Source organism: Sodalis glossinidius str. 'morsitans' (assembly GCF_000010085.1).
Lineage (GTDB): Bacteria > Pseudomonadota > Gammaproteobacteria > Enterobacterales > Enterobacteriaceae > Sodalis > Sodalis glossinidius.
On record NC_007712.1, the window covers coordinates 3,641,910 to 3,663,591 of the forward strand.

The 21,682-nt window shown below is 54.6% G+C and carries 12 protein-coding genes, 1 tRNA gene and 8 pseudogenes; 13 read left to right on the top strand and 8 right to left on the bottom strand.

Annotated features, from left to right (window positions below; genetic code table 11):
• Positions 1-62: 62 nt before the first annotated feature.
• Both SGP1_RS19400 and SGP1_RS19405 read right to left on the bottom strand, forming a co-directional pair.
• Positions 63-1,153 (bottom strand): annotated as a pseudogene (locus SGP1_RS19400) (tyrosine-type recombinase/integrase); the annotation flags it as partial.
• 198 nt (positions 1,154-1,351) lie between these two features.
• Positions 1,352-1,436 (bottom strand) — tRNA-Leu (locus SGP1_RS19405).
• A gap of 253 nt (positions 1,437-1,689) precedes the next feature.
• On the opposite strand from SGP1_RS19405, the pseudogene SGP1_RS19410 reads away from it, so the two are divergent.
• Positions 1,690-2,172, top strand: a pseudogene (locus tag SGP1_RS19410) (DUF2501 domain-containing protein).
• Positions 2,173-2,343: 171 nt separating this feature from the next.
• Here the strand turns inward: SGP1_RS19410 and SGP1_RS19415 are convergent.
• Positions 2,344-3,406: pseudogene (locus SGP1_RS19415) on the bottom strand (YncE family protein).
• A gap of 899 nt (positions 3,407-4,305) precedes the next feature.
• Here SGP1_RS19415 and SGP1_RS19420 point away from each other — a divergent pair.
• The 3 genes and pseudogenes from SGP1_RS19420 (at position 4,306) to SGP1_RS28355 (ending at position 6,090) form a co-directional block, all read left to right on the top strand.
• Positions 4,306-4,914: a LysR family transcriptional regulator gene (locus SGP1_RS19420; protein WP_011411918.1), complete on the top strand. Its 609-nt coding sequence runs from the start codon at positions 4,306-4,308 to the stop codon at positions 4,912-4,914.
• Positions 4,911-5,069 (top strand): hypothetical protein, encoded by a 159-nt coding sequence (locus tag SGP1_RS34450; protein ID WP_243466106.1) that lies wholly within the window; start codon positions 4,911-4,913, stop codon positions 5,067-5,069. The genes SGP1_RS19420 and SGP1_RS34450 overlap by 4 nt, the downstream gene beginning before the upstream one ends.
• Before the next feature lie 108 nt (positions 5,070-5,177).
• Positions 5,178-6,090: pseudogene (locus tag SGP1_RS28355) on the top strand (IS5 family transposase).
• A 123-nt stretch (positions 6,091-6,213) separates the two neighbouring features.
• Here SGP1_RS28355 and lptG read toward each other — a convergent pair.
• Positions 6,214-7,284, bottom strand: a complete 1,071-nt coding sequence (gene lptG / locus SGP1_RS19435) for an LPS export ABC transporter permease LptG (protein ID WP_011411919.1) — start codon at positions 7,282-7,284, stop codon at positions 6,214-6,216.
• Entirely contained in the window at positions 7,284-8,384 is a 1,101-nt protein-coding gene (gene lptF, locus SGP1_RS19440; RefSeq protein ID WP_011411920.1) for an LPS export ABC transporter permease LptF, read from the bottom strand. The genes lptG and lptF overlap by 1 nt, the downstream gene beginning before the upstream one ends.
• Before the next feature lie 279 nt (positions 8,385-8,663).
• On the opposite strand from lptF, the gene pepA reads away from it, so the two are divergent.
• The 4 genes and pseudogenes from pepA (at position 8,664) to SGP1_RS19460 (ending at position 14,212) form a co-directional block, all read left to right on the top strand.
• On the top strand, positions 8,664-10,175 hold the full coding sequence (gene pepA / locus SGP1_RS19445) for a leucyl aminopeptidase (RefSeq protein ID WP_011411921.1): 1,512 nt from the start codon (positions 8,664-8,666) through the stop codon (positions 10,173-10,175).
• A gap of 65 nt (positions 10,176-10,240) precedes the next feature.
• Positions 10,241-10,690, top strand: coding sequence for a DNA polymerase III subunit chi (locus SGP1_RS19450; RefSeq protein WP_011411922.1), 450 nt, complete (start codon positions 10,241-10,243; stop codon positions 10,688-10,690).
• Between the two features lie 13 nt (positions 10,691-10,703).
• Positions 10,704-13,559, top strand: a complete 2,856-nt coding sequence (locus SGP1_RS19455; RefSeq protein WP_011411923.1) for a valine--tRNA ligase — start codon at positions 10,704-10,706, stop codon at positions 13,557-13,559.
• Between the two features lie 161 nt (positions 13,560-13,720).
• A pseudogene (locus tag SGP1_RS19460) lies at positions 13,721-14,212 on the top strand (GNAT family N-acetyltransferase).
• A 76-nt stretch (positions 14,213-14,288) separates the two neighbouring features.
• On the opposite strand, the gene rraB reads toward SGP1_RS19460, so the two are convergent.
• On the bottom strand, positions 14,289-14,729 hold the full coding sequence (gene rraB / locus SGP1_RS19465; RefSeq protein ID WP_011411924.1) for a ribonuclease E inhibitor RraB: 441 nt from the start codon (positions 14,727-14,729) through the stop codon (positions 14,289-14,291).
• A gap of 172 nt (positions 14,730-14,901) precedes the next feature.
• On the opposite strand from rraB, the gene argF reads away from it, so the two are divergent.
• Positions 14,902-15,918: an ornithine carbamoyltransferase gene (gene argF, locus SGP1_RS19470; RefSeq protein ID WP_011411925.1), complete on the top strand. Its 1,017-nt coding sequence runs from the start codon at positions 14,902-14,904 to the stop codon at positions 15,916-15,918.
• A 127-nt stretch (positions 15,919-16,045) separates the two neighbouring features.
• Here the strand turns inward: argF and SGP1_RS19475 are convergent.
• Positions 16,046-16,459: pseudogene (locus tag SGP1_RS19475) on the bottom strand (YhcH/YjgK/YiaL family protein).
• Positions 16,460-16,829: 370 nt separating this feature from the next.
• Between SGP1_RS19475 and pyrB the strand changes: the two are divergent.
• The 3 genes from pyrB (at position 16,830) to ridA (ending at position 18,895) form a co-directional block, all read left to right on the top strand.
• Positions 16,830-17,774, top strand: a complete 945-nt coding sequence (gene pyrB, locus SGP1_RS19480; protein WP_011411927.1) for an aspartate carbamoyltransferase — start codon at positions 16,830-16,832, stop codon at positions 17,772-17,774.
• A gap of 231 nt (positions 17,775-18,005) precedes the next feature.
• Positions 18,006-18,470: an aspartate carbamoyltransferase regulatory subunit gene (pyrI, locus tag SGP1_RS19485; protein WP_011411928.1), complete on the top strand. Its 465-nt coding sequence runs from the start codon at positions 18,006-18,008 to the stop codon at positions 18,468-18,470.
• 38 nt (positions 18,471-18,508) lie between these two features.
• Positions 18,509-18,895 (top strand): 2-iminobutanoate/2-iminopropanoate deaminase, encoded by a 387-nt coding sequence (gene ridA / locus SGP1_RS19490; RefSeq protein ID WP_011411929.1) that lies wholly within the window; start codon positions 18,509-18,511, stop codon positions 18,893-18,895.
• Positions 18,896-18,989: 94 nt separating this feature from the next.
• Here ridA and SGP1_RS36820 read toward each other — a convergent pair.
• Positions 18,990-19,772: pseudogene (locus SGP1_RS36820) on the bottom strand (AraC family transcriptional regulator).
• Between the two features lie 203 nt (positions 19,773-19,975).
• On the opposite strand from SGP1_RS36820, the pseudogene SGP1_RS36825 reads away from it, so the two are divergent.
• A pseudogene (locus tag SGP1_RS36825) lies at positions 19,976-21,648 on the top strand (DUF2264 domain-containing protein).
• Positions 21,649-21,682 lie beyond the last annotated feature (34 nt).

Here is a 21,682-nt window from a genome sequence, read left to right on the forward strand (position 1 = left end):
ATCTGCTAGAGGTGCGTAGTCACACAAGTTCTGATTTATTCAACAAAGCCACTCATCTGTCACTCTACTGCATCCTTCGACCACAACCCTGACTCAATCAATGAACTACTCGCCATCGTCCTAAAACCATGCCCGCAGACTTCAACTTTTTTATCGTAGCCCATAACCCGCAAAGCTTTATTGACAGTGTTCTCACTCATGGGCTTTCGCGGATCGTGATCGCCCACAAAAATCAGCTCTCGATTCCCGTTCATGCTTTTGATCTTTTCCAAAATGGCTAGAGCCTGCCGCGATAACGGTACAAGATGAAGCGTCCGCATCTTCGAACCACTTGAGAGTGCTTAACGCCTTCCAATGGTTCACGCTCTCCAGGAATCGTCCACTTTGCCGTGTCAAAATCCACTTCAGGCCAGCGAGCAAAACGCAGTTCGCTTGAACGGATGAAAACCAACAAAGTGAGTTCAACAGCCAATCGGGTTAATGGTCTTCCAGAATAGTGATCAATGCGATGAAGTAATTCGGGTATGCGGTTAAGCTCCAGAGCCGCACGATGCTGTCTTTTCGCAGTAGCAACCGCACCAGCAATCTCTTGTGCAGGGTTGTAATCGATTAAGCCACTCTGCACAGCAAAGCACATAATTGCGGTAGTGCGCTGCTGTAAGCGGGCGGCGACTTCGAGTCGTCCGGATGATTCCACCGCCTTGATGGGTACAAGCAGATCTCGCGTCTTCAGTTCCGCAATATTCCGCTTACCAATGGCAGTAAAAAGATTATCTTCCAAGCTTTTCAATACCCGAGCACTATGCGATGCAGACCATTTCTGATTGCTGGCGTGCCAGTCTCTGGCGACCACTTCAAAAGTTATCGCTTCCTGCTCTTGTTCTACCTTAATGGCTTTCTTATTCTCGATAGGATTAATGCCGTTAGCTAACAGCTTACGCGCTTCGTCTCTACGTGATCGGGCGTCCGCTAACAAAACTTCAGGGTATTGTCCCAACTCCAGCATCTTTTCTTTGCCGCCGAAGCGATAACGTAACCGCCAGTATTTTGAACCGTTAGGGTGAACTAGCAATACCATGCCTTCGCCGTCTTTAAGCTTATAGGCTTTTGCTTCAGGCTTGGCAGCACGAACCTTCACATCACTCAGAGCCATGATGAGTATTCTTTCAAAGGTTTTGTGTGGGTACAAACATTATCGAATCGGGATATACCCGTAGTTGTACCCGCAACAGTAAGTTGATGTAGATTGAATCGGGTTGACTTAGGTTGAGTAAAAAAGCGAGGAAAGCCTTGCGGATACTGGATTTCAGGCACAAAAAAAGACGTCCGTTGACGTCTATTGATGTTCCGATGGTGCCGAAGGCCGGACTCGAACCGGCACACCCGAAGGCGGTTGATTTTGAATCAACTGCGTTTACCGATTTCGCCACTTCGGCACTGAAGGGGTACGGATAGCGAGGTGCATTATACCGTTAACAGATCCCAGCGCAATACTAATCCGCCCTTCCGGTGTGCAACTGCTGAAAAAACGGCCTCATTCTCTATTACCGCAACTGTTGGTTCATGTTAGCAGCCGGAACATCGCTGCCGTCCCCGCGCCTGTCAACGCACTCCGTTAGCCAGGGTGCAAGTACTTTTCTTGTTCATGCGGTCTACTGCTGGCAGCCAGGCACCAGTAAATACGCCGCTATGGCTGGCGGCATGGCGCAAGCGGCAAGCTGGATGGATTCTGCCGCCAACGTCGCCAATAGTTTTAATCAATCGAACGCTAACAGCGGTACGCAGAACAATACCGCGACCAACAATAGCGACACTTCCTTAACGTCGCTGGCCGGGCTGCTGAACGGCGGCGATAAAGCGCTGAGTTCCGGCACGATGACCAATGCCGCCGGCGTGCTGCAATACTGCGTTAAAAACAATCTGCTGTCCGCCGGCAGTACCTCTGCGGTAAAAGACCAGCTGCTGACCAAGCTGGGTATTAACAATACTGCTTCGGCATCCTCCTCCACGGCTAAAACGCAGGATTACTAGTCCGGCCTGGCGGGGATCCTCAACACCAGCCAGGGCAATGCCGTGGACTTGAACGCCCTCAGCACCTCCCAACTGACGGAAAAAGTAAAAACCAAAGCCTGTGATCTCGTCCTTAAGCAGAGTAAAAACTTCATTTCCTGAAGTACTTAACAGCGGGAAAATGCTGCCGCTCCCCTGCCCGCTAGCGAAAATGCCGGCGGGTAAAAGACTCTGGCTCAACCGTGAAACACAAGCGCGCAACCTTTTCGTTCGTCTCGAAGAAGCGCCGACGCAGCGCACGACGACGCTATTGTAATCCCGATGAGCTTGTCGCTATGTGCCCATCAGGGGAAAATAGCCAAGCACCTCACATCCCTCGCCCACACGCGGTGTGGCGATCACCTGCAGCAGGTTCAAATCGATTACGCTCAGGGTGCCGTCATCCTCGTTAGCAATCAGCAAAAGGGCGTTGTCAGGGCTGAAGCAGCCATCCATCGGCTTATTGCCGACGTTCAGTCTGGCCAGCGGTGTGAGTTCACCGTCCAGCAGCGTGACCACCGGCTCGCCATCGCCAATCACCGCCAGCAGCGAACCGTCGACATTGAAACGGACGACCTATACGCCCTGATGATGAAAATCCAGGGTCAGCGTGCCGCGCAGAAGATGGCTGTCGCTATCGACAATATACAGCGCCGTGCGATCAGCGGCGGCGGCCACAAAGTAGGGATGACGGGGTGAGGCGGCGATACCACCGATAGGCCCCGGCATAGCAATGGTATCCAGCACGCGTCCCGGCGAGACGGCAATATCTACCGCGGTAATGCTGGCGTCTTCTTCATTTTCCGTGAACAGTTTTTTCCCCGACGGGGTCATGGTCAGGCGGTGGGGGTTAGCGGAGGGAGTAGCGATCTGGTCAACCACCCGGTCATCATCGGTGTCGATCACCACGATCGCGTGGCTAGAGCGGTTTTCATCTATTTCGGCGCATCTGTGGATTAGGAATTCTATCTACTGAGGCAGTGCTATATGCGAAAAAACCGGAATAGATGAAAAGTGCTCTAGTCTCACAGCACAGATAAAGGCGCCCATCATCGCCGATGCGCCCGGTATGCGGAGATTGCAGCGGGCTGATGTCGATAAAGCCCTTCAGCACGCGCCGCGCCAGATCGATAACGGCAATTTTATGCCCCGGATGCGGATTGTCGCCATGTACGCCGTCGCTGTAAAGGGGAACATAAGCCTTCATTTTTGACGCCGCAATCACCAACTCGTGGGGGCGAGGAGGAAAGCCGTTTAACCTTTGCTGTACAGCGTAGCTGACGGGATCAAGAAACAGGACGTTTGAACCTTGTTTGTCTACTGCAATCAGGCCATAGGTGCCGGCGAGTGTGGTCATAGTGGCTTTCCCTTCTTGGCAATATCTACCCTGAGAATGGTTCATCATGCAAGGTTTTGCGCCAGCGCACGCAGCGTTTACACTGGCAACAACGTCGACATACGCTCAAACACAGACAAGGATTAAACCGCCGCCGCCAAGACCGGTATGCGTTCTGGCAGTGACCAAGACTGAAGCTCCTGCGCCGAAGCCGGCACTCGACCTGCCGGGGACCAGGATGGAATCGCCAATGCCGGTACACGCTCTGGCAGTGACCAGACTGAAGCCTCGGCGCTAAGGTCGACGTCGGCAAACGATAGCGATAACGATGCAGGCAGCGACAACGGTACCGCCCTCGTTCTGTCCACAGCCGCGGCACCCGTGATGTCCCCCCCTGCGGTGATAAACGTATCCTAGACGACCCAGGCGGCGGCACCAGGCGGTAACACGTTGAGAAATCATGCAAGAGATTGTGGTAAAAATGCGGCTCAGCATCCCGTGTAACATGATGCCAACCATTAATTTATTTTCTTAATAATATATTAAATAGCAATAAAATTAATCCAACGGCAGGAGGATTTAATTTATGTCGTGGGTATTAAAATAAATAACTCACTATTTACCCACAGATAATAACATTATTCCTAGCGGGGGAAAAGGAGGTCAAGCCAGCAATAGCGCCCATTGCGGTGTGATCGGTCGGCAAAGCGATAACTCTGGACCAAAGGGGAAGGTTAATTTAATGTTGTCATAATTAAAAAATCAAAGATAGAATCATTAGTTACCAAAAGCAGTTAACTATCGCACCCAATGTTATTTTCTCTCCCGACCTTGTCAGGAACGTTTAATGACTTGGATTCCTTAATATTCGTTTACTAACGAATATCCCACAAACCAGCCATTTAACGAATGCCTCTTATATGAATAACTTTGATTTTAATTTATTAGTGGTTCTCAACGCATTACTGGAAGACTGTAGCGTCAATCTGGCTGCCAGGAAGCTAAACGTTACCGCGCCGGCCATCAGAAAATTGCTGAATAAAATCCGTGCCTTATTCAATGATCCGATTCTGGTGCGCAGTGGCACCAAATTAATTCCCACACCCAAGGCGATCGCATTAAAGGAGGATGTTAGACAACTCGTCAATCGGATTGAATCCATGCTTAACACCAATATGACGTTTGAGCCGCATACCACCATCGTCTCATTTACCATCGCCGCCAACGCCACTATCGTGTTCACCCTTAACGCGCTCCTGTTCTGCGAGGTTCAGCGCAGCGCGCCAAATGTGTTTATTAATCTGGTGCATGACTCGGACTATGACGACGATTTTCTCCGCTCAAACGATATTGATCTCTATATCGGCGAGATGTGCGATTTAAACCCGGAGATTACCATTCGCATTATTCACTCGGCGAAATGTTACTTTATGTGCCGTTGCGGCCACCCTATCCTGGCCAGCGATAAAAGCATGGACAATCTGCTGAAATATCATTTTATGCAAACCAAAGAGAAGTATCCGAAATGAAAAAATTGAATGTGGCGGTGGAATTCTTCAGCGCCGATTTTGATCTGGGTAAGCGCAGTATTATCCAGGCATGGCATTCAAAACATAATCACTCACCGTGCCATAAGTGGTTTCGGGATTTGACCAAAGGCATGTTTATTGACAGCATAAAATAATTTTCCGCTGTCGGCATGACACAGCATTAAGGTGGCTTTGTTGAATAAATATAATTTTTAGGTGATCGTCTGCTCAGATCACTACCGTCATTTCAACATCTGCACTCCATGGCAAAGCAAAAGTTTAAAATAACCAACTGGTCCACTTAAACAAAGCTCTCAAGCAGCGCGGGGCTCTGACGATATGGCTGGATGAGTCGGCAATTGTTGCATGGACGGAAAAAACAACGCCTGAACGGCGTGGCCGGCCGCTTCACTACGCAGATATGGCTATCACCACTGTTCTGATGATGAAACGCGTGTTTGGCCTTTCGTTAAGCGCTTTACAGGGCTTCGTTGACGCCATTTTTAAACTGATGGTGCTGCCGCTAAGATGCCCAGACTACTCGCTGATCAGCAAGCGAGCAAAGACAGTTAAGATCAGCATAAAAACGCCGACCCGGGGTGAAATCTCACCTCTAGTCATTGACGGAACCGGCCTGAAGGTCTTGAATGGAAAGTCCGACAGCATGGTGCCGACAGACGGAGGGTGTGGCGTAAGCTGCATATGGCCGCAGACAGTGTAACGCATGAGATTATCTGTGCTGACTTATCGCTCAGCGGTACGACGGATGCTCAGGCCCTACCAGCTCTGATAAACCAGACCCAGCGGAAAATCAGGGAAGCGTTGGCTGATGGCGCTTACGATACCCGCTACTGTCATGATGCTCTGCTGAGGAAGAAAATAAGGCCTCTTATTCCTCCACGAGGTGGGGCGCAATATTGGCCAGACCGATACCATGAGCGTAACTACACCGTTGCGAATCAGCGTCTAAGCAGCAGTAACAATGTATGGAAAAAGCAAGTGGGCTATCATTGACGCTCAGTGGCTGAAACAGCGATATTCCGGTTCAAAACGCTTATGGGCGATCATCTAAGTCTGCGTGACTATGATGCGCAGGTAGGTGAGGCAATGGCGATGGTCAAAGCGCTTAACAAAATGACGCTGTTAGGAATGCCGAACAGCATCCGGATCGCATAACAATCGATCTGCTAGGGGGGCGTAGTCACACAAGTTCTGATTTATTCAACAAAGCCCATTAAGGTCCAAAATGAAAGCCACGGCAATAAAAAAACGGCGCTGACGGTATTACCGATCAGCGCGTCACCGACACCGTAACAGCATGACAATGCTGATAATGAGAAACGCCATACTGGGTAGCAATGCTCCGAACACGGGCGGCATGTTGTACACCAGACTCAGCGGTCCGAAGATCTGATCCAAAACGTAAAACAAGAACCCAAAGCTTATCCCGATAACCACTCGTACCCCCATAGGGACGCTGCGCAGCGGTCCGAAAATAAACGACAAGGCCATGAGCATCATCACCGCCACCGAGAACGGCGAGAAAATCTTGCTCCACATATTAAGCTGGTAACGGTTGGATTCCTGTCCGCTCTGCTTGAGATAGTTGACGTAATTGTACAGCCCCGAAATGGACAACGAATTGGGCTCCAGCGCGACAACCCCCAGTTTATCCGGCGTGAGATTGGTCTTCCATTCGCCGTTCAGGGTTTGCCGGCCGGTGATTTGCTTGTCGTTGGTCAAATCCGATTCGTCCACCTGAGACAATTTCCAACTGCCGTTGCTGAACGTGGCCGTGGCGGCATAGCGCAGCGACTGCAGCCTATCCGCCTTATCAAAATGGTAAATATTGACGCCGGCCAGCTCATCGCTGCCCACCACCCGCTCGATGAAAATAAAGTCGTTACCGTCCTTAGCCCACAACCCGTTCTGGGTTGAGAGCATGGAGCCGCCGTAAATCATCTGAGTACGATAATTGTAGGCCATTTGCTCACCCGCCGGCGCCACCCATTCACCGATAGCCATGGTCAAGAGCACCAGCGGAATAGCGGTTTTCATCACCGAGCCAGCCACCTGCATACGGCTGAACCCCGAAGCCTGCATCACCACCAGTTCACTGCGGGTCGCCAGCGAACCCAGCCCCAGCAGCGCGCCCAACAGCGCCGACATCGGGAAGAAAATCTCGATATCCTTGGGAATGCTGAGCAGGGTAAACAACCCCGCGCCCAGCGCCGAATAGCCGCCCTGGCCCACTTTGCGCAGCTGTTCGACGAATTTGATAATGCCCGATAGCGATACCAGCATAAACAGGGTCATCATGATGGTATTGAATATCGTTTTACCGATATAGCGGTCTAACACACCGAACATCAGGCCGCTCCTCTCGCATGCAGACGCCCGCGAAGCCTTCTCGCCGGTACGCTGTCCCATAAATTCAGTACCAGCGCCAGCGCGAGGTACGCCACATTGGTCAGCCACATCCACAGCATCGGGTCAAGCTTGCCCTTGGCGCCGTTGGAGCGCAGCGAGGTTTGCAGCAGGAAGAAAATCAGATACAGCAACATGGCAGGCAACATGCTCAGAACGCGCCCCTGGCGTGGGTTGACCACCGACAGCGGCACCACCATCATTGCCATGATTAGCACCGAGACCACCAGCGTAAATCGCCAATGCAGTTCGGCGCGTGCCTCGGGCTCCGGGGAGCGCCATAGCTGGCGCAGCGACATCTGCTCAGCGTCGGTGCCGTCCACCGCCACCGCCCGGCGACCGATAACCGCCTGATATTGAGTGAAATCAGTAATGCGGAAATCGCGCAGCAGCGCGGTCCCCTCATAGCGGGTGCCTTTGTCCAGCATCACCAGTTGCGATCCGTCCGGCCGCTGGCTCATATGGCCGCGGTCCGCTATCACCACGGAAGGACGCGCGTTGCCGTTTGGCTTAAGCTGCGCCAGGAATACATGTTCAAAACCTTTATCTTTGACGTTGCCGACGAACAGCACTGAATTGCCGTTTTCTGCCGGTTTGAATTGCCCTTCGACCAACGCCGCCATGCTGGGATTGGCTTTGGCTTCCGACATGACCAGATCCTGATGGCGCGACGACCAGGGTGAAAGCCATACCACATTCACCACCGCCAGTATTGCGGTAATCAGGCTAAGCAGAAGCGCCGCACGGATCAATATGCTTTTACCCAACCCGCAGGCGTGCATAACCGTAATTTCGCTTTCGGTGTACATACGGCTCAAGGTCATCAACAACCCCATAAAGAGACTTAGGGGTAGGATCAGTTGCGCCATTTCAGGCACGCCCAAACCGAGTAAGGATAAAACCAGGTTTGTCGGGATATCGCCATCCACCGCTGCGCCCAAGATCCGCACCAGCTTTTGACAGAAAAAAATCAAAAGCAGGATGAACAGGATGGCGAGCTGGCTTTTAAATGTCTCCCGAACCAGATATCTAGTGATTATCACGCTTATTTCGCCTGTGAAAACTTGTCTTTTTGCAGAAAAATCGATAATTTCATCGCTAATCCCTCATTAATACGTATCAAAAAACCACCTTTATCGCTAGATAGAGTATAACAACATTAAGCGTTCGGCCGAGACATGAGAACGCACTGATTGTCGACAGAATAGCGTCCTTTGCGTCGTTCAGATTAACACATAGAGTGAATGCAAAGGCGGGACGATGACGGGAAAATCTATTTTATCCCGCGCTACCGTCTTTGTCTTTAAGATTCAGGAGAATGCATGGAGTTCAGTGTAAAAAGCGGTAGCCCGGAAAAACAACGCAGCGCCTGTATCGTCGTCGGGGTATTTGAACCACGTCGTCTGTCCCCGATTGCCGAACAGCTCGATAAAATCAGCGATGGCTATATCAGCACGCTGCTGCGCCGTGGTGAACTGGAAGGCAAGGTCGGACAAACGCTGCTGCTGCATCATGTCCCGAATGTGCTGTCCGAACGAATTTTGCTTATCGGCTGCGGTAAAGAGCGCGAGCTGGATGAGCGCCAGTATAAGCAGGTCATTAACAAAACCATTAATACGCTGAACGACACCGGCTCGATGGAGGCCGTGTGCTTTTTGACCGAGCTGCACGTCAAAGGGCGCAATACTTATTGGAAAGTGCGCCAGGCGGTGGAAACGGCGAAAGAGACGCTTTATACCTTCGATCAGCTGAAAAGCAATAAAATCGAACCGCGCCGACCGCTGCGCAAAATGGTGTTCAATGTGCCAACGCGCCGCGAACTGACCAGCGGCGAGCGCGCGATTTCGCACGGTCTGGCGATTGCCGCCGGTATCAAGGCCGCTAAAGACTTGGGCAACATGCCGCCCAATATTTGCAATCCCGCCTACCTGGCCTCGCAGGCGCGCCAGCTGGCCGACGGCTACGGCAAAACTACCACTACCCGGGTTATCGGCGAACAGCAGATGAAAGAGCTGGGGATGAACGCATATCTGGCGGTAGGCCAGGGCTCGGCCAATGAATCGCTAATGTCGGTCATCGAATATAAGGGCAGCCCTGACGCCGACGCGCGGCCTATTGTGCTGGTGGGTAAAGGCCTGACCTTTGACGCCGGCGGCATTTCCATCAAGCCCGCCGACAGCATGGATGAAATGAAATACGATATGTGCGGCGCCGCAACGGTGTATGGCGTGATGCGCATGGCGATGGAGCTTAATTTGCCGCTGAATATCGTCGGCGTACTGGCCGGCTGCGAAAACATGGTGGACGGCCGCGCATTCCGGCCCGGCGATGTGTTGACCACCCTTTCCGGCCAAACGGTGGAAGTATTGAATACCGATGCCGAGGGGCGGTTGGTGCTGTGCGATGCCCTCACCTATGTCGAGCGTTTCGAGCCGGAGGTGGTGATTGATGTCGCCACTCTGACCGGAGCCTGCGTTATTGCGCTGGGGCATCATTTGACCGGGCTGGTGTCGAATCATAATCCGCTGGCCCATGAGCTTATCGGCGCCGCCGAGCAGGCCGGGGACCGCGCCTGGCGTTTGCCACTGGGGGATGAGTTCCAGGAGCAGCTGGAATCGAATTTCGCCGATATGGCGAACATCGGCGGCCGGCCCGGCGGCGCGATTACCGCTGGCTGCTTCCTGTCCCGTTTCGCGCGTAAATATAATTGGGCGCATCTGGACATTGCCGGTACCGCCTGGCGCTCCGGTAAAGCCAAGGGCGCCACGGGCCGTCCGGTGGCGATGCTGTCGCAATTCTTGCTTAACCGCACCGGACTCAACGGTGACGAGTAACCGTAAAAAAGGTATGCTTGCCGCCCGCTGTTTTTTCCGTAATACCCTTGTTGACTTAACGGCACATGAAAAACGCAACTTTCTACCTGCTCGACCAACATGCCATCAGCGATGGGCTGACCGCCGTGGAGCGGCTCGCCTGCGATTTGGCGGCCGATAAATGGCGGCAGGGGAAACGGGTGCTTATCACCTGTGAGGACGATGCTCAGGCGCTCAGGCTCGACGAGGCGCTGTGGGAACGCGATCCCCATGCGTTCGTGCCGCACAACCTGGCGGGGGAAGGTCCGCGCTACGGCGCGCCGGTGGAAATCTGCTGGCCACAGCGCCGCTGCAATGCGCCGCGGGATCTGCTGATTAGCCTGCTGCCGGCCTGTGCGGATTTTGCCTCCGCTTTCCATGAAGTGATAGACTTCGTCCCGGATGAAGATACTTTAAAACAGTTGGCGCGCGATCGTTATAAAGCGTATCGCAGCGTCGGCTTCCAATTGACTACGGCCCCGCCACCAACGCAGTGATTAACGACGCATAATGGACAAAACTTACAATCCCAAAGATATCGAGCAGCCGCTGTATGAGCACTGGGAGCAGCAGGGCTATTTCAAGCCGAACAACGATACCCGGCAGGATAGCTATTGCATCATGATCCCACCGCCCAACGTGACCGGCAGCTTGCATATGGGCCATGCCTTCCAACAGACCATTATGGATACCCTGATTCGTTATCAGCGTATGCAGGGTAAAAATACCCTGTGGCAGGCGGGTACCGATCACGCCGGCATCGCGACGCAGATGGTGGTGGAGCGGAAAATCGCCGCTGAAGAGGGCAAAACCCGGCACGATTACGGCCGCGACGCCTTCATCGACAAAATTTGGCAGTGGAAAGCGCAATCCGGCGGCACCATTACCCATCAAATGCGCCGGCTGGGCGACTCGGTGGACTGGGAACGCAAGCGGTTCACCATGGACGAAGGGCTGTCCAACGCGGTGAAAGAAGTGTTCGTACGCCTGTACGAGGAAGATTTGATTTACCGCGGCAAACGCCTGGTGAACTGGGACCCGAAATTACGCACCGCGATTTCAGATCTGGAAGTGGAAAACCGCGAGTCGAAGGGCTCAATGTGGCACCTGCGTTACCCCCTGGCCGACGGAGCGCGCACCGCCGACGGTCTGGATTACCTGGTGGTCGCCACCACGCGGCCGGAAACCATGCTCGGCGACACCGGCGTGGCGGTGAACCCGGAAGATCCGCGCTATCGCGATTTAATAGGTCAGTTCGTCATTCTGCCGCTGGTCGGCCGCCGCATCCCGATTGTCGGCGACGAGCACGCCGACATGACTAAAGGCACCGGCTGCGTCAAAATCACGCCGGCGCATGACTTTAACGACTATGAGGTCGGAAAGCGCCACGCGCTGCCGATGATCAACATCCTGACCTTTGACGGCGATATCCGTCAGGACGGCGAGGTATTCGATACCTTCGGAGAGGCCAGCGACGTCGTGTCAGGGGAAATTCCGGCGCCCTTCCGTGGCCTGGAGCGTTTCGCCGCCCGCAAGGCTATCGTGGCGGAATTCGATCGTCTGGGCCTGCTGGTCGAGGTCAAGATCCACGATCTCATGGTCCCTTACGGCGATCGCGGCGGCGTGGTCATCGAGCCGATGCTGACCAACCAATGGTACGTCCGCACCGCACCGCTGGCGAAAGTGGCGGTGGAAGCGGTGGAACAGGGCGAGATCCAGTTCGTACCGAAGCATTACGAAAACATGTATTTCAGCTGGATGCGCGATATTCAGGACTGGTGCATTTCCCGCCAACTGTGGTGGGGCCACCGTATACCGGCCTGGTATGACGCCGAGGGGCGGGTCTATGTGGGCCGCAGAGAGGTCGAAGTACGCCAGCAGCATCGGTTGGGAGATGACGTGACGCTGCGCCAGGACGACGACGTGCTGGATACCTGGTTCTCTTCCGGGCTGTGGACCTTCTCCACCCTCGGCTGGCCGGAAAACACCGACGCGCTGCGTACCTTCCACCCCACAAGCGTAGTGGTAAGCGGCTTCGACATTATCTTCTTCTGGATTGCGCGCATGATCATGCTGACCATGCATTTCATCAAGGATGACAACGGTAAGCCGCAGGTGCCGTTCAAAACCGTCTACATGACCGGTTTGATCCGCGATGAAGAAGGGCAGAAGATGTCCAAATCCAAAGGTAACGTCATTGATCCGTTGGACATGGTGGATGGCATCTCGTTGGCCGATTTGGTCCAAAAGCGTACCGACAACATGATGCAGCCGCAGCTGGCGGACAAAATCCGCAAACGCACCGAAAAACAGTTTCCCAACGGCATCGAGCCGCACGGTACCGATGCTCTGCGCTTCACGCTGGCGGCGCTGGCCTCTACCGGTCGCGATATCAACTGGGACATGAAACGCCTGGAGGGGTATCGCAATTTCTGCAATAAATTGTGGAACGCCAGCCGTTTCGTCTTGATGAACACCGAAGAGCAGGACTGCGGCTTCCACGGTGGCGACAAAGTGCTGTCGCTGGCGGATTGCTGGATCCTGGCGGAATTTAACCAGACGGTGAAGGCGTTCCGCGAGGCGCTGGATAATTATCGCTTCGATCTGGCGGCCGGCATTTTATACGAGTTTACCTGGAACCAGTTCTGCGACTGGTATCTGGAGCTGACCAAGCCGGTGATGAGCGGCGGCAGCGACGCCGAGCTGCGCGGTACCCGTCATACTCTGGTTACGGTGCTGGAAGCGCTGCTGCAGTTGGCGCACCCGATCATTCCGTTTATCACCGAAACCATCTGGCAGCGGGTGAAAACCCTTACCGGCGACCGGGGTGACACCCTGATGCTGCAACCGTTTCCGTCCTACGATGCGGCGCTGGTGGATGCCGACGCACTCACCGATTTGGAATGGATCAAGCAAGCGATCGTCGCGGTGCGTACCATTCGCGCCGAGATGAATATCGCCCCCGGCAAGCCGCTGGCGGTACTGCTGCGCCAGGCGTCCCCCGCGGTAGTGCGACGGGTGAACGAGAATCTGAGCTTTATGCTTACCTTGGCGCGGCTTGACAGCATTACCCTGCTGCCGGCTGACGATAAAGGGCCAGTTTCCGTCACCCAGATTATCGACGGCGCCGAATTGCTGATTCCGATGGCGGGTCTGGTCGATAAGGAAGCCGAACTGGACCGTCTGGCGAAAGAAGCCGCGCGCATCGACGGCGAAATCAGCCGTATTGCCGCCAAGCTCGGCAACGAGGGCTTTATCGGCCGCGCACCGGAGGCGGTGGTGACGAAAGAGCGCGAGAAGCTGGAAAGCTATCAGCAATCCAGGGCAAAATTGCTGGAACAGCAGGCGATTATCGCTGATTTATAAGCGCGCCATCGCGGTTTTCCCGGCGCGCCATGGCCGGGATGCCAGCATGCTATGCCGTTCGCCTATCGCGCCCCGGCGGGTTTCGGTTGCATCTGTGTGCCATGCTGTGCTATTACTTTTAACCCATCGTGCCTTTACTTATCACTATCCGGATCATGACCATGCCCACGACCTCTGCAGATGCCATACGGGTGCGTCCGATAACGCTGGCAGATAATAGCGCCATCGCGCAGGTGATCCGCCGAGTTCGGCCTGACGGCGGATAAAGGCTATACCGTCTCCGATCCTAATCTCGATCACCTCTATAAGCTCTACAGCAAACTTCGCAGCGCCTATTGGGTTATCGAACTGCGGGGAGAACTGGCAGGCGGAGGCGGCGTCGCGCCCCCCGTTAAGCGGCGGAAATGAGGCAATCTGCGAACTGCAAAAGATGTATTTTCTACCCGAACTGCGCGGGCGAGGCGTGGGAGCTGGCACAGAGTGCGCTGACCTTTGCCCGTGAGCAGGGCTTCCGCCAATGCTATCTGGAAACCACCGCCACGCTGGATCGCGCTATCGCGCTGTATGAAAAGCTGGGCCTTTGCCATATCCCTGGCCCGATGGGCAATACCGGCCATGTTGACTGTGAAGTCATCATGTTGAAAACGTTATAACCATCTGCAGTGAACGCAAATAGCGCCGGCAACGGTCGTATTCGCGTCCTCTTTCAGCCGACCGCGGCGGGGGCAATTAATGGCGGGTGGCGGGCACCTCGTCTCTGTCCGCCGGGCCGTCTTCGTCATCCTGATCGAACTCGTCACCTTCTTCCTCTTCGCCGTCGGGATCTTCAAAGTATGTGCCCCAGCCGTCGTAATTCACCTCTAAGCGCTGCGTCAGGGTGAACAACTGCTCCACCTGCGCATCGATAAGTTCCGCCTGCAGCGCGATTTCACTAACCGCATCGCAGCACATCAGCTTTTCGCCGCCTTCAACTTCAAGCTCTTCGGCATCGGTTACTTCATAACCCAGTTTGAAGGCCTCTACCGCCACCTTCTCCAGGGTGTCAAAATCGTCTGCGGAGAGATGATGTTCGATAGTGTAAAGCGCCTCGGGATCGCTGCCGTCTTCCAGCAGCTCGTCAATAATCAGACGCGTCTCTTCGCGTTGCTCGTCAAGAAATGAATGTGCCATGTCCCTGTCCTCAATACGTCGGCCTGTAGGATGACTATTTTCACACAGCGGCGGGTGCGGCTCCAGCTTAATGGTAAAAGATTTGCCATCAGCACTTTAAATTGAATATTAATACATATAAAGTGAATTTTAATTCAATCAGCTTGACAGAATATTGAGGGAGAAATGGATGATGAATCAGTTGTTTCAACGCAATTTCCTGAGATTGATGGATTTTACCTCTGCCGAAATTAATCAGATGCTGGCGCTGGCCGCCGACCTCAAGAGCCAGAAACGCGCCGGCAGCGAGACGCCGCGGCTGGCCGGTAAAAATATTGCGCTCATCTTCGAAAAAGATTCGACCCGTACCCGCTGCTCTTTCGAAGTTGCCGCCTTTGATCAAGGCGCCCGCGTGACTTATTTAGGGCCAAGCGGCAGCCAGATTGGCCATAAAGAATCCATTAAAGATACCGCCCGGGTGCTGGGCCGCATGTATGACGGCATTCAATACCGCGGTTACGGACAGGGGATCGTCGAGACGCTGGCGTGCTACGCCGGCGTGCCGGTATGGAATGGGCTGACAACCGAATTCCATCCGACCCAGCTACTGGCCGATCTGCTGACCATGCAGGAATGTCTACCGGAAAAAACCTTTCAGCAAATGAAGTTGGCCTACGTCGGCGATGCTCGCAATAACATGGGCAATACGCTGCTGGAAGCGGCGGCGCTGACCGGCCTCGATCTGCGGCTGGTCGCCCCCAGGGCCTGTTGGCCCGATCAGGAGCTGGTGACCGTCTGCCGCCGTTTGGCGCAGCAAAACGGCGGCGACATCACCCTGACCGAGGATATCGCCGCCGGCGTGAAGGCAGTGGACTTTATTTATACCGACGTGTGGGTCTCCATGGGCGAGGACAAAGGGGTATGGCAGGAACGTATCGCGCTGCTGCGCGCCTATCAGGTGAATATGGCCCTGCTGCGTCAGACCGGCAATCCACAGGTGAAATTCCTGCACTGCCTGCCCGCATTTCATGACGATAAGACCACGCTCGGCAAGCAGATGGCGGCGCAATACGGCCTGTCTGGCGGCATGGAAGTGACCGATGAGGTGTTTGAATCCCCCCATAGCGTGGTCTTCGATCAGGCGGAAAACCGCCTGCATACGATCAAAGCCGTGATGGTGGCGACGCTCGCACCACCGTCAGCCGGGTAACATACACGCATCGCTGGCGGCGCCCGATGGCCGCCGTCAGTGGACTCTCGTCCGCCGCCTGCGCCGCCGAGGCTTAGCGTGTTATCAGGCCAGGGTTTCAACCGCGGGAGTTAATGCAGCGCGCGGCTCAGACCACCCGTGCCGCATCAATCTTCACCACCGCCTTGCGGATATTCGCCGGCTCGCCCACTGCGCACAGCGGCGTATGCACTTCACCCGGGAAATACACGACGAAATCTCCCGCCTATAGCACCACCTGTTTTTCCTGCTGGCCCGCCGGCAGCGTGCTATAGCACTGCGCTTCGGTACCGTGCAGCAAAATCTGGATATCAAGATATTTGGCATGATATTCGGCGCGGCGCGCCTGCCGCGGCTCCGTCACATCGTTGGAAACGATGACAAATACTTCATTACCCTCGATATCATGTTTACCCGCCGGCGTCTCATCGTTGACGTGGCGTTTGACGTATTCGATGGCGGCGCGCAGTTTGTCGGGCAGATACGGAATGAATTCGAGATGATTGACGTTACCGGTGATCATGATATTTCCCTGAAAATGAAAAGTCGTTTTAGTGTAAAGCAAGAAATGGGTGAAAGGTGAGCGCAATTCATCAGTTATTTTACTCCGGCGACAAAACGGCCCCTTCGAGGTCGATGGACATTATTTAGGCTTGAAGTAGAAATTCACCGGCGTATAATGCCGGACAATTTGCCGGGAGGAACCATGCACAGCATCAGCACGTTGGCATATTTTCAGCTGCATACGTTTCACGCTGGCGGCCAATCGCCGCGGCTGCTCCCGTTATATTCTGTTATTATCGCCCCTCAATGAGGGGCTTTTTTTGCACGCAACCCGGCGTATTCCCACGTCATTCGGCGGCATGACCGGCGCTCATAAGGAGGAAGGAAAGATGGTCAATCCCCTTTATCAAAAGCATATCATTTCCATTAACGACCTGAGCCGCGAGGAGCTGGAGATGGTATTAACCTCAGCCGCGGCGCTCAAGGCCCGGCCGCAGCCGGAATTACTCAAACACAAGGTAATCGCCAGCTGTTTTTTCGAGGCATCGACCCGGACCCGCCTGTCGTTTGAAACCGCCATTCACCGTTTGGGAGCCTCGGTGGTGGGTTTCCCCGATGCGGACAATACTTCGTTGGGAAAAAAAGGCGAGACTCTGGCCGATACCATCTCGGTGATAAGCACCTATGTCGATGCCATCGTTATGCGTCATTCTCAAGAAGGTGCGGCCCGCCTCGCCACTGAATTTTCCGGGCAGGTACCGATTCTTAACGCCGGCGATGGCGCTAACCAGCACCCGACACAGACCCTGTTGGATCTGTTCACTATTCAGGAAACCCAGGGCCGCTTGGATCACATCAGCGTCGCCATGGTGGGCGATTTGAAATACGGCCGCACCGTACATTCCCTAACGCAGGCGCTGGCCAAATTCGATGGTAACCGCTTCTATTTTATCGCCCCGAAGGCGCTGGCGATGCCGGCCCATATCCTGCATATGCTGGAGGAAAAGGGCATCGCGTACAGTCTCCACGCCAGCATTGAAGACGTCATCCCGGAGCTGGATATCCTCTATATGACCCGGGTGCAAAAAGAGCGGCTGGATCCGTCGGAGTACGCCAACGTAAAAGCGCAATTCGTCCTGCATGCCGGTGATTTGCTGCAGGCGCGCGCCAATCTGAAGGTGCTGCATCCGCTGCCGCGGGTCGATGAAATCGCCATTGAAGTGGACCATACGCCCTACGCCTATTATTTCCAGCAGGCCGGTAACGGCATTTTCGCCCGTCAAGCGCTGCTGGCCGCGGTGCTGGGCCACAATCCGGATCAACCGACGTCGTAAGGACGCGCTCGGGGAGAAGGTAGGCCGTTTTTGCTCTCGCAGCCTTGCGCCGCCGGCGCTCTGCCTTGTGTGACGGCGCCGCTTGCGAGAGCGCGATTGCCGATAGACACCCGGACACCATCCGGCTAGCATAGCAGCGCGTACTGCCGTTTCCGCGCCGGGCCAGCGGCCGCGATACTGCGTAAGAGTCGACCGCCTGAACAACAACAGGCCGCATGAGGGGAACCACCCATGACGCAAGATAATAAATTACAGGTTGAAGCCATTCGCCGCGGCACGGTCATCGACCATATCCCGGCACAGGTGGGCATGAAACTGCTCAGCCTGTTTAAACTGACCGCCACCGATGAACGGATCACCATCGGTCTCAATTTGCCCTCCAACCAGCAGGGCAAAAAGGATCTTATCAAGCTGGAAAATATTTTCCTGACCGAAGAGCAGGCCAATCAGCTGGCCATTTATGCGCCGCACGCCACCGTCAACCGGATTGACAATTACGATGTAGTGCGTAAACAGACGCTTTCGCTACCGGAGCGTATCGACGGCGTGCTCACCTGTCCTAACAGTAACTGTATCAGCCGCAGCGAGCCGGTAGCGTCCGGTTTTCGCGTGCAGGTCCACGGTCAACAGGTGCATTTACAGTGCAAATATTGCGAGAAGGAATTTGAACACCAGGCGGTGGTTCAAAGCGCATGACCGCCGTGATTTTGAATATCTTAACATCAGGAGTAGCCATGACCCGAATTATCAATACGGAAAACGCGCCGGCAGCCATCGGTCCTTATGTACAGGCGGTTGATCTGGGCAATATGATCCTCACGTCCGGCCAGATCCCGGTATGCCCGAAAAGCGGCCAGGTCGCGGAAGCCATTGCCGATCAGGCGCGCCAATCCCTGGAAAATGTCAAAGCCATCGTCGAAGCAGCGGGCTTGCAGGTAGCGGATATCGTAAAAACGACGGTGTTTGTCAAAGACCTCAATGATTTCGCAACGGTTAACGCCACCTACGAAGCCTTTTTTACCGAACACAACGCGCCGTTTCCGGCCCGCTCATGCGTGGAAGTCGCCCGTCTGCCGAAAGATGTGAAAATCGAGATCGAAGCTATCGCCGTGCGCCGTTAGGTAGAGCGCCGGCGGGGCAATTCCTGCCGGCGGCACCGCTCCCTCGACACTATACCCGTTATCACGGCCGCTACGGCCGCCCCCGCCCCGGCGGTTACATGCGGTGACGACCGCTCTTGCGATAGGCAAGGGGCGTCTGACCCATCATCTTTTTAAAGCAGGTAATGAAATACGGGCTGTCGGCAAAACCGGCCTGGCGGGAAATCTCCGCCACCGCGCTATCGCTACCGCGTAACAGCTCGCAGGCGCGCTTGACGCGTCTGATTAGTAAGTACTCACGTATTGACCCGCCCGTTTGCTGACGAAATAGCCGCGATACATAACTGGCAGACAACCCGATGTCGGCTGCCAGCGCCTCCAGCCTGAATTTTTGCGGGTAATGTTCCTCAATCCATTGCATCACTCTCGCCGCGGCGCTGTTCCACCACCCGTTGGTTTTCCGTTTGCGGCGGCAAAAAAACCATCAGTTGCAGCAGCAGGCAGGCCACCTCTTCAAGCGGGTGGCAGCAATGAGGAAAAACGGTGTTAAAACGGCTGAAAATGGCGTCAATCGTCGTGGCTCTGTCGCTAAGATCGTATACCGCTGCCGTACGATGTTATCAAGGTGAATGATGGTGCGCTGGTATAACTCGCGCTGACTTTCTTCTACCAATACCTTGTGCAGTTTGAAGGGCGGAAAAATGAACATCCGCCCCGGGCGCATAGTATATTGCTGATTATCAATGATAATAACTCCATAGCCGCGCTCAACATACAGTATTTCCAGGCATTGGTGCCAGTGATGATAACGCACGCTATTAGCACTGAGCCGGCTAAAAGAAACAATGCGCTCATTCAGTGGGATCAATTCCAAATAGTCGGTGGCATCGGTAGACATGGATGTCAACAGAATGAAATTTTTGGCAGTATTTTTATAATTCAGCGCTCTATTCCCCTCTCTCAGCAAACAAAGTTTTAAAAATCCTCCTAATTTGTGAAGTAGGTAACATTTGAGCGCCAGCGGTCGGGCCGCCCGCATTCATCACGTCATGACCTGACGCAGGAACAGTGACTGAGGCTTCGAGAATCAGGAGGCAAGGTATGTTTTTATCACGGCTGACCGATGATGCATTAAGCAGCGATAGACAGCTGCTCGTCCAATTTTTACACGCCATGATGGGCGCGCTGGACCGTCAATTTACGCCTGGCGCTAGTGGTATTCCCTTAGGTAACACCGCCGCCCACTATGCACCTGAGATTGCCGCCATGGAGGGGCTGTCGCGCGTTCTCTGGGGATTATTTCCGCTGCTGGCCGGCGGTGATGAAAGCCCTTTCAGCGACAACTATTTTGACGCTATCCGTCACGGTACCGATCCGCAACATCCCGGTTACTGGGGCGAGATGCGGCCTTATGATCAGCGCCTGGTGGAAATGGCGGTTGTATGGCCTTGGGCTGGCGCTGCTGCTCGATGAGGTTCTGCGGCGTTTTAGCCAACGCGAACAGCAAAACCTTTTTCGCTGGCTGGACCAGATAACTCAGGCGGAATTACCGGACAGCAACTGGAACTATTTTGCCATCATGGTACAGCTCGGTTTCAAACGAGCCGGTTTGCCCTGGGATCTATAGGTGGTGGCCCGGCATTTTGCCAAGATGGAAGCCTATTATCTCGGCAACGGCTGGTATTCAGACGGCGCCGGGCGGCCTAAAGATTACTATATCTCGATGGCGTTTTACTATTATGGTCTGATTTACGCCACCCTGATGGCGGAGGACGATGCCGCACGCGGGCGGAACGCTTTACCAAAGATTTCATCTATATGTTCGCGGCCGACGGCGCGGCGGTACCATTCGGCCGCAGCCTGACTTATCGCTTCGCCGAAGCAGCATTTTGGGGCGCCGCTGCCTTTGCCGGCTTGAAAACGCTCACGCCGGGCCAGATGAAAGGGCTCATCATGCGTCATTTGCGTTACTGGCTGGCACAGTCGATCTTTGACCGCGATGGCATCCTGACCATCGGGTATCACTACCCGAACCTTGTCATGGCGGAGGACTACAACTCCCCCGGCTCCCCCTATTGGGCATTCAAACTCTTTTTGGTGCTGGCGTTACCGGCGTCCTATGCGTTCTGGCAAGCGCCGGAGGAGTCCCTGCCCGCGCTCGCGCGCCAAAGAACGGTGCCCGAGGCCGGGCAAATTCTCCTGCATGACGCCGGGTCCCGGCACGTGTCTATGCTTACCGCCGGCCAGCTTGAGCTAAATAATTACGTTAACACCGAGGCCAAATACACCAAGTTCGACTATTCCAGCCACTTCGGCTTTACCGTCGAACGCGGCCGATTTGGTTTAAAACACGCGGCCGGCGCGACTGTCGCGATATGTCGGTAAGCGCAAAAGGCATTTTCTGCCGCTGGACGCCCTGGCCAGACGTGGAGATTGCCAGTTGGCTTATCCCCCTCGGCCCCTGGCAGGTGCGCATGCAATCTGCGCACCGACGCCGATAACGGTTTCAGCCTCATCGAGGATATCAGCGCGGGTACGCCACGCCAACCGGATCATGTCACTACACCGCCAAACAGCAGCATCATGTTTGCCGATTGCGCCCTAATCCCCACCCTGACGGCCCGCTCGCGCCCGGCGAACATTGGCTTTACTGCGCGGCATACGCCAGTCCGCACTCTCCGCCGCCGCACCAGCCACCCGTGGCAATACGCGGCGATGGTTGCCTGCGGCTTATCGACCCGCTCCAGGACCAGATAGTTGTCCTCACCCTTTAATGATTTCTTTTTTTGCATCATTCCGAGGCTTCCA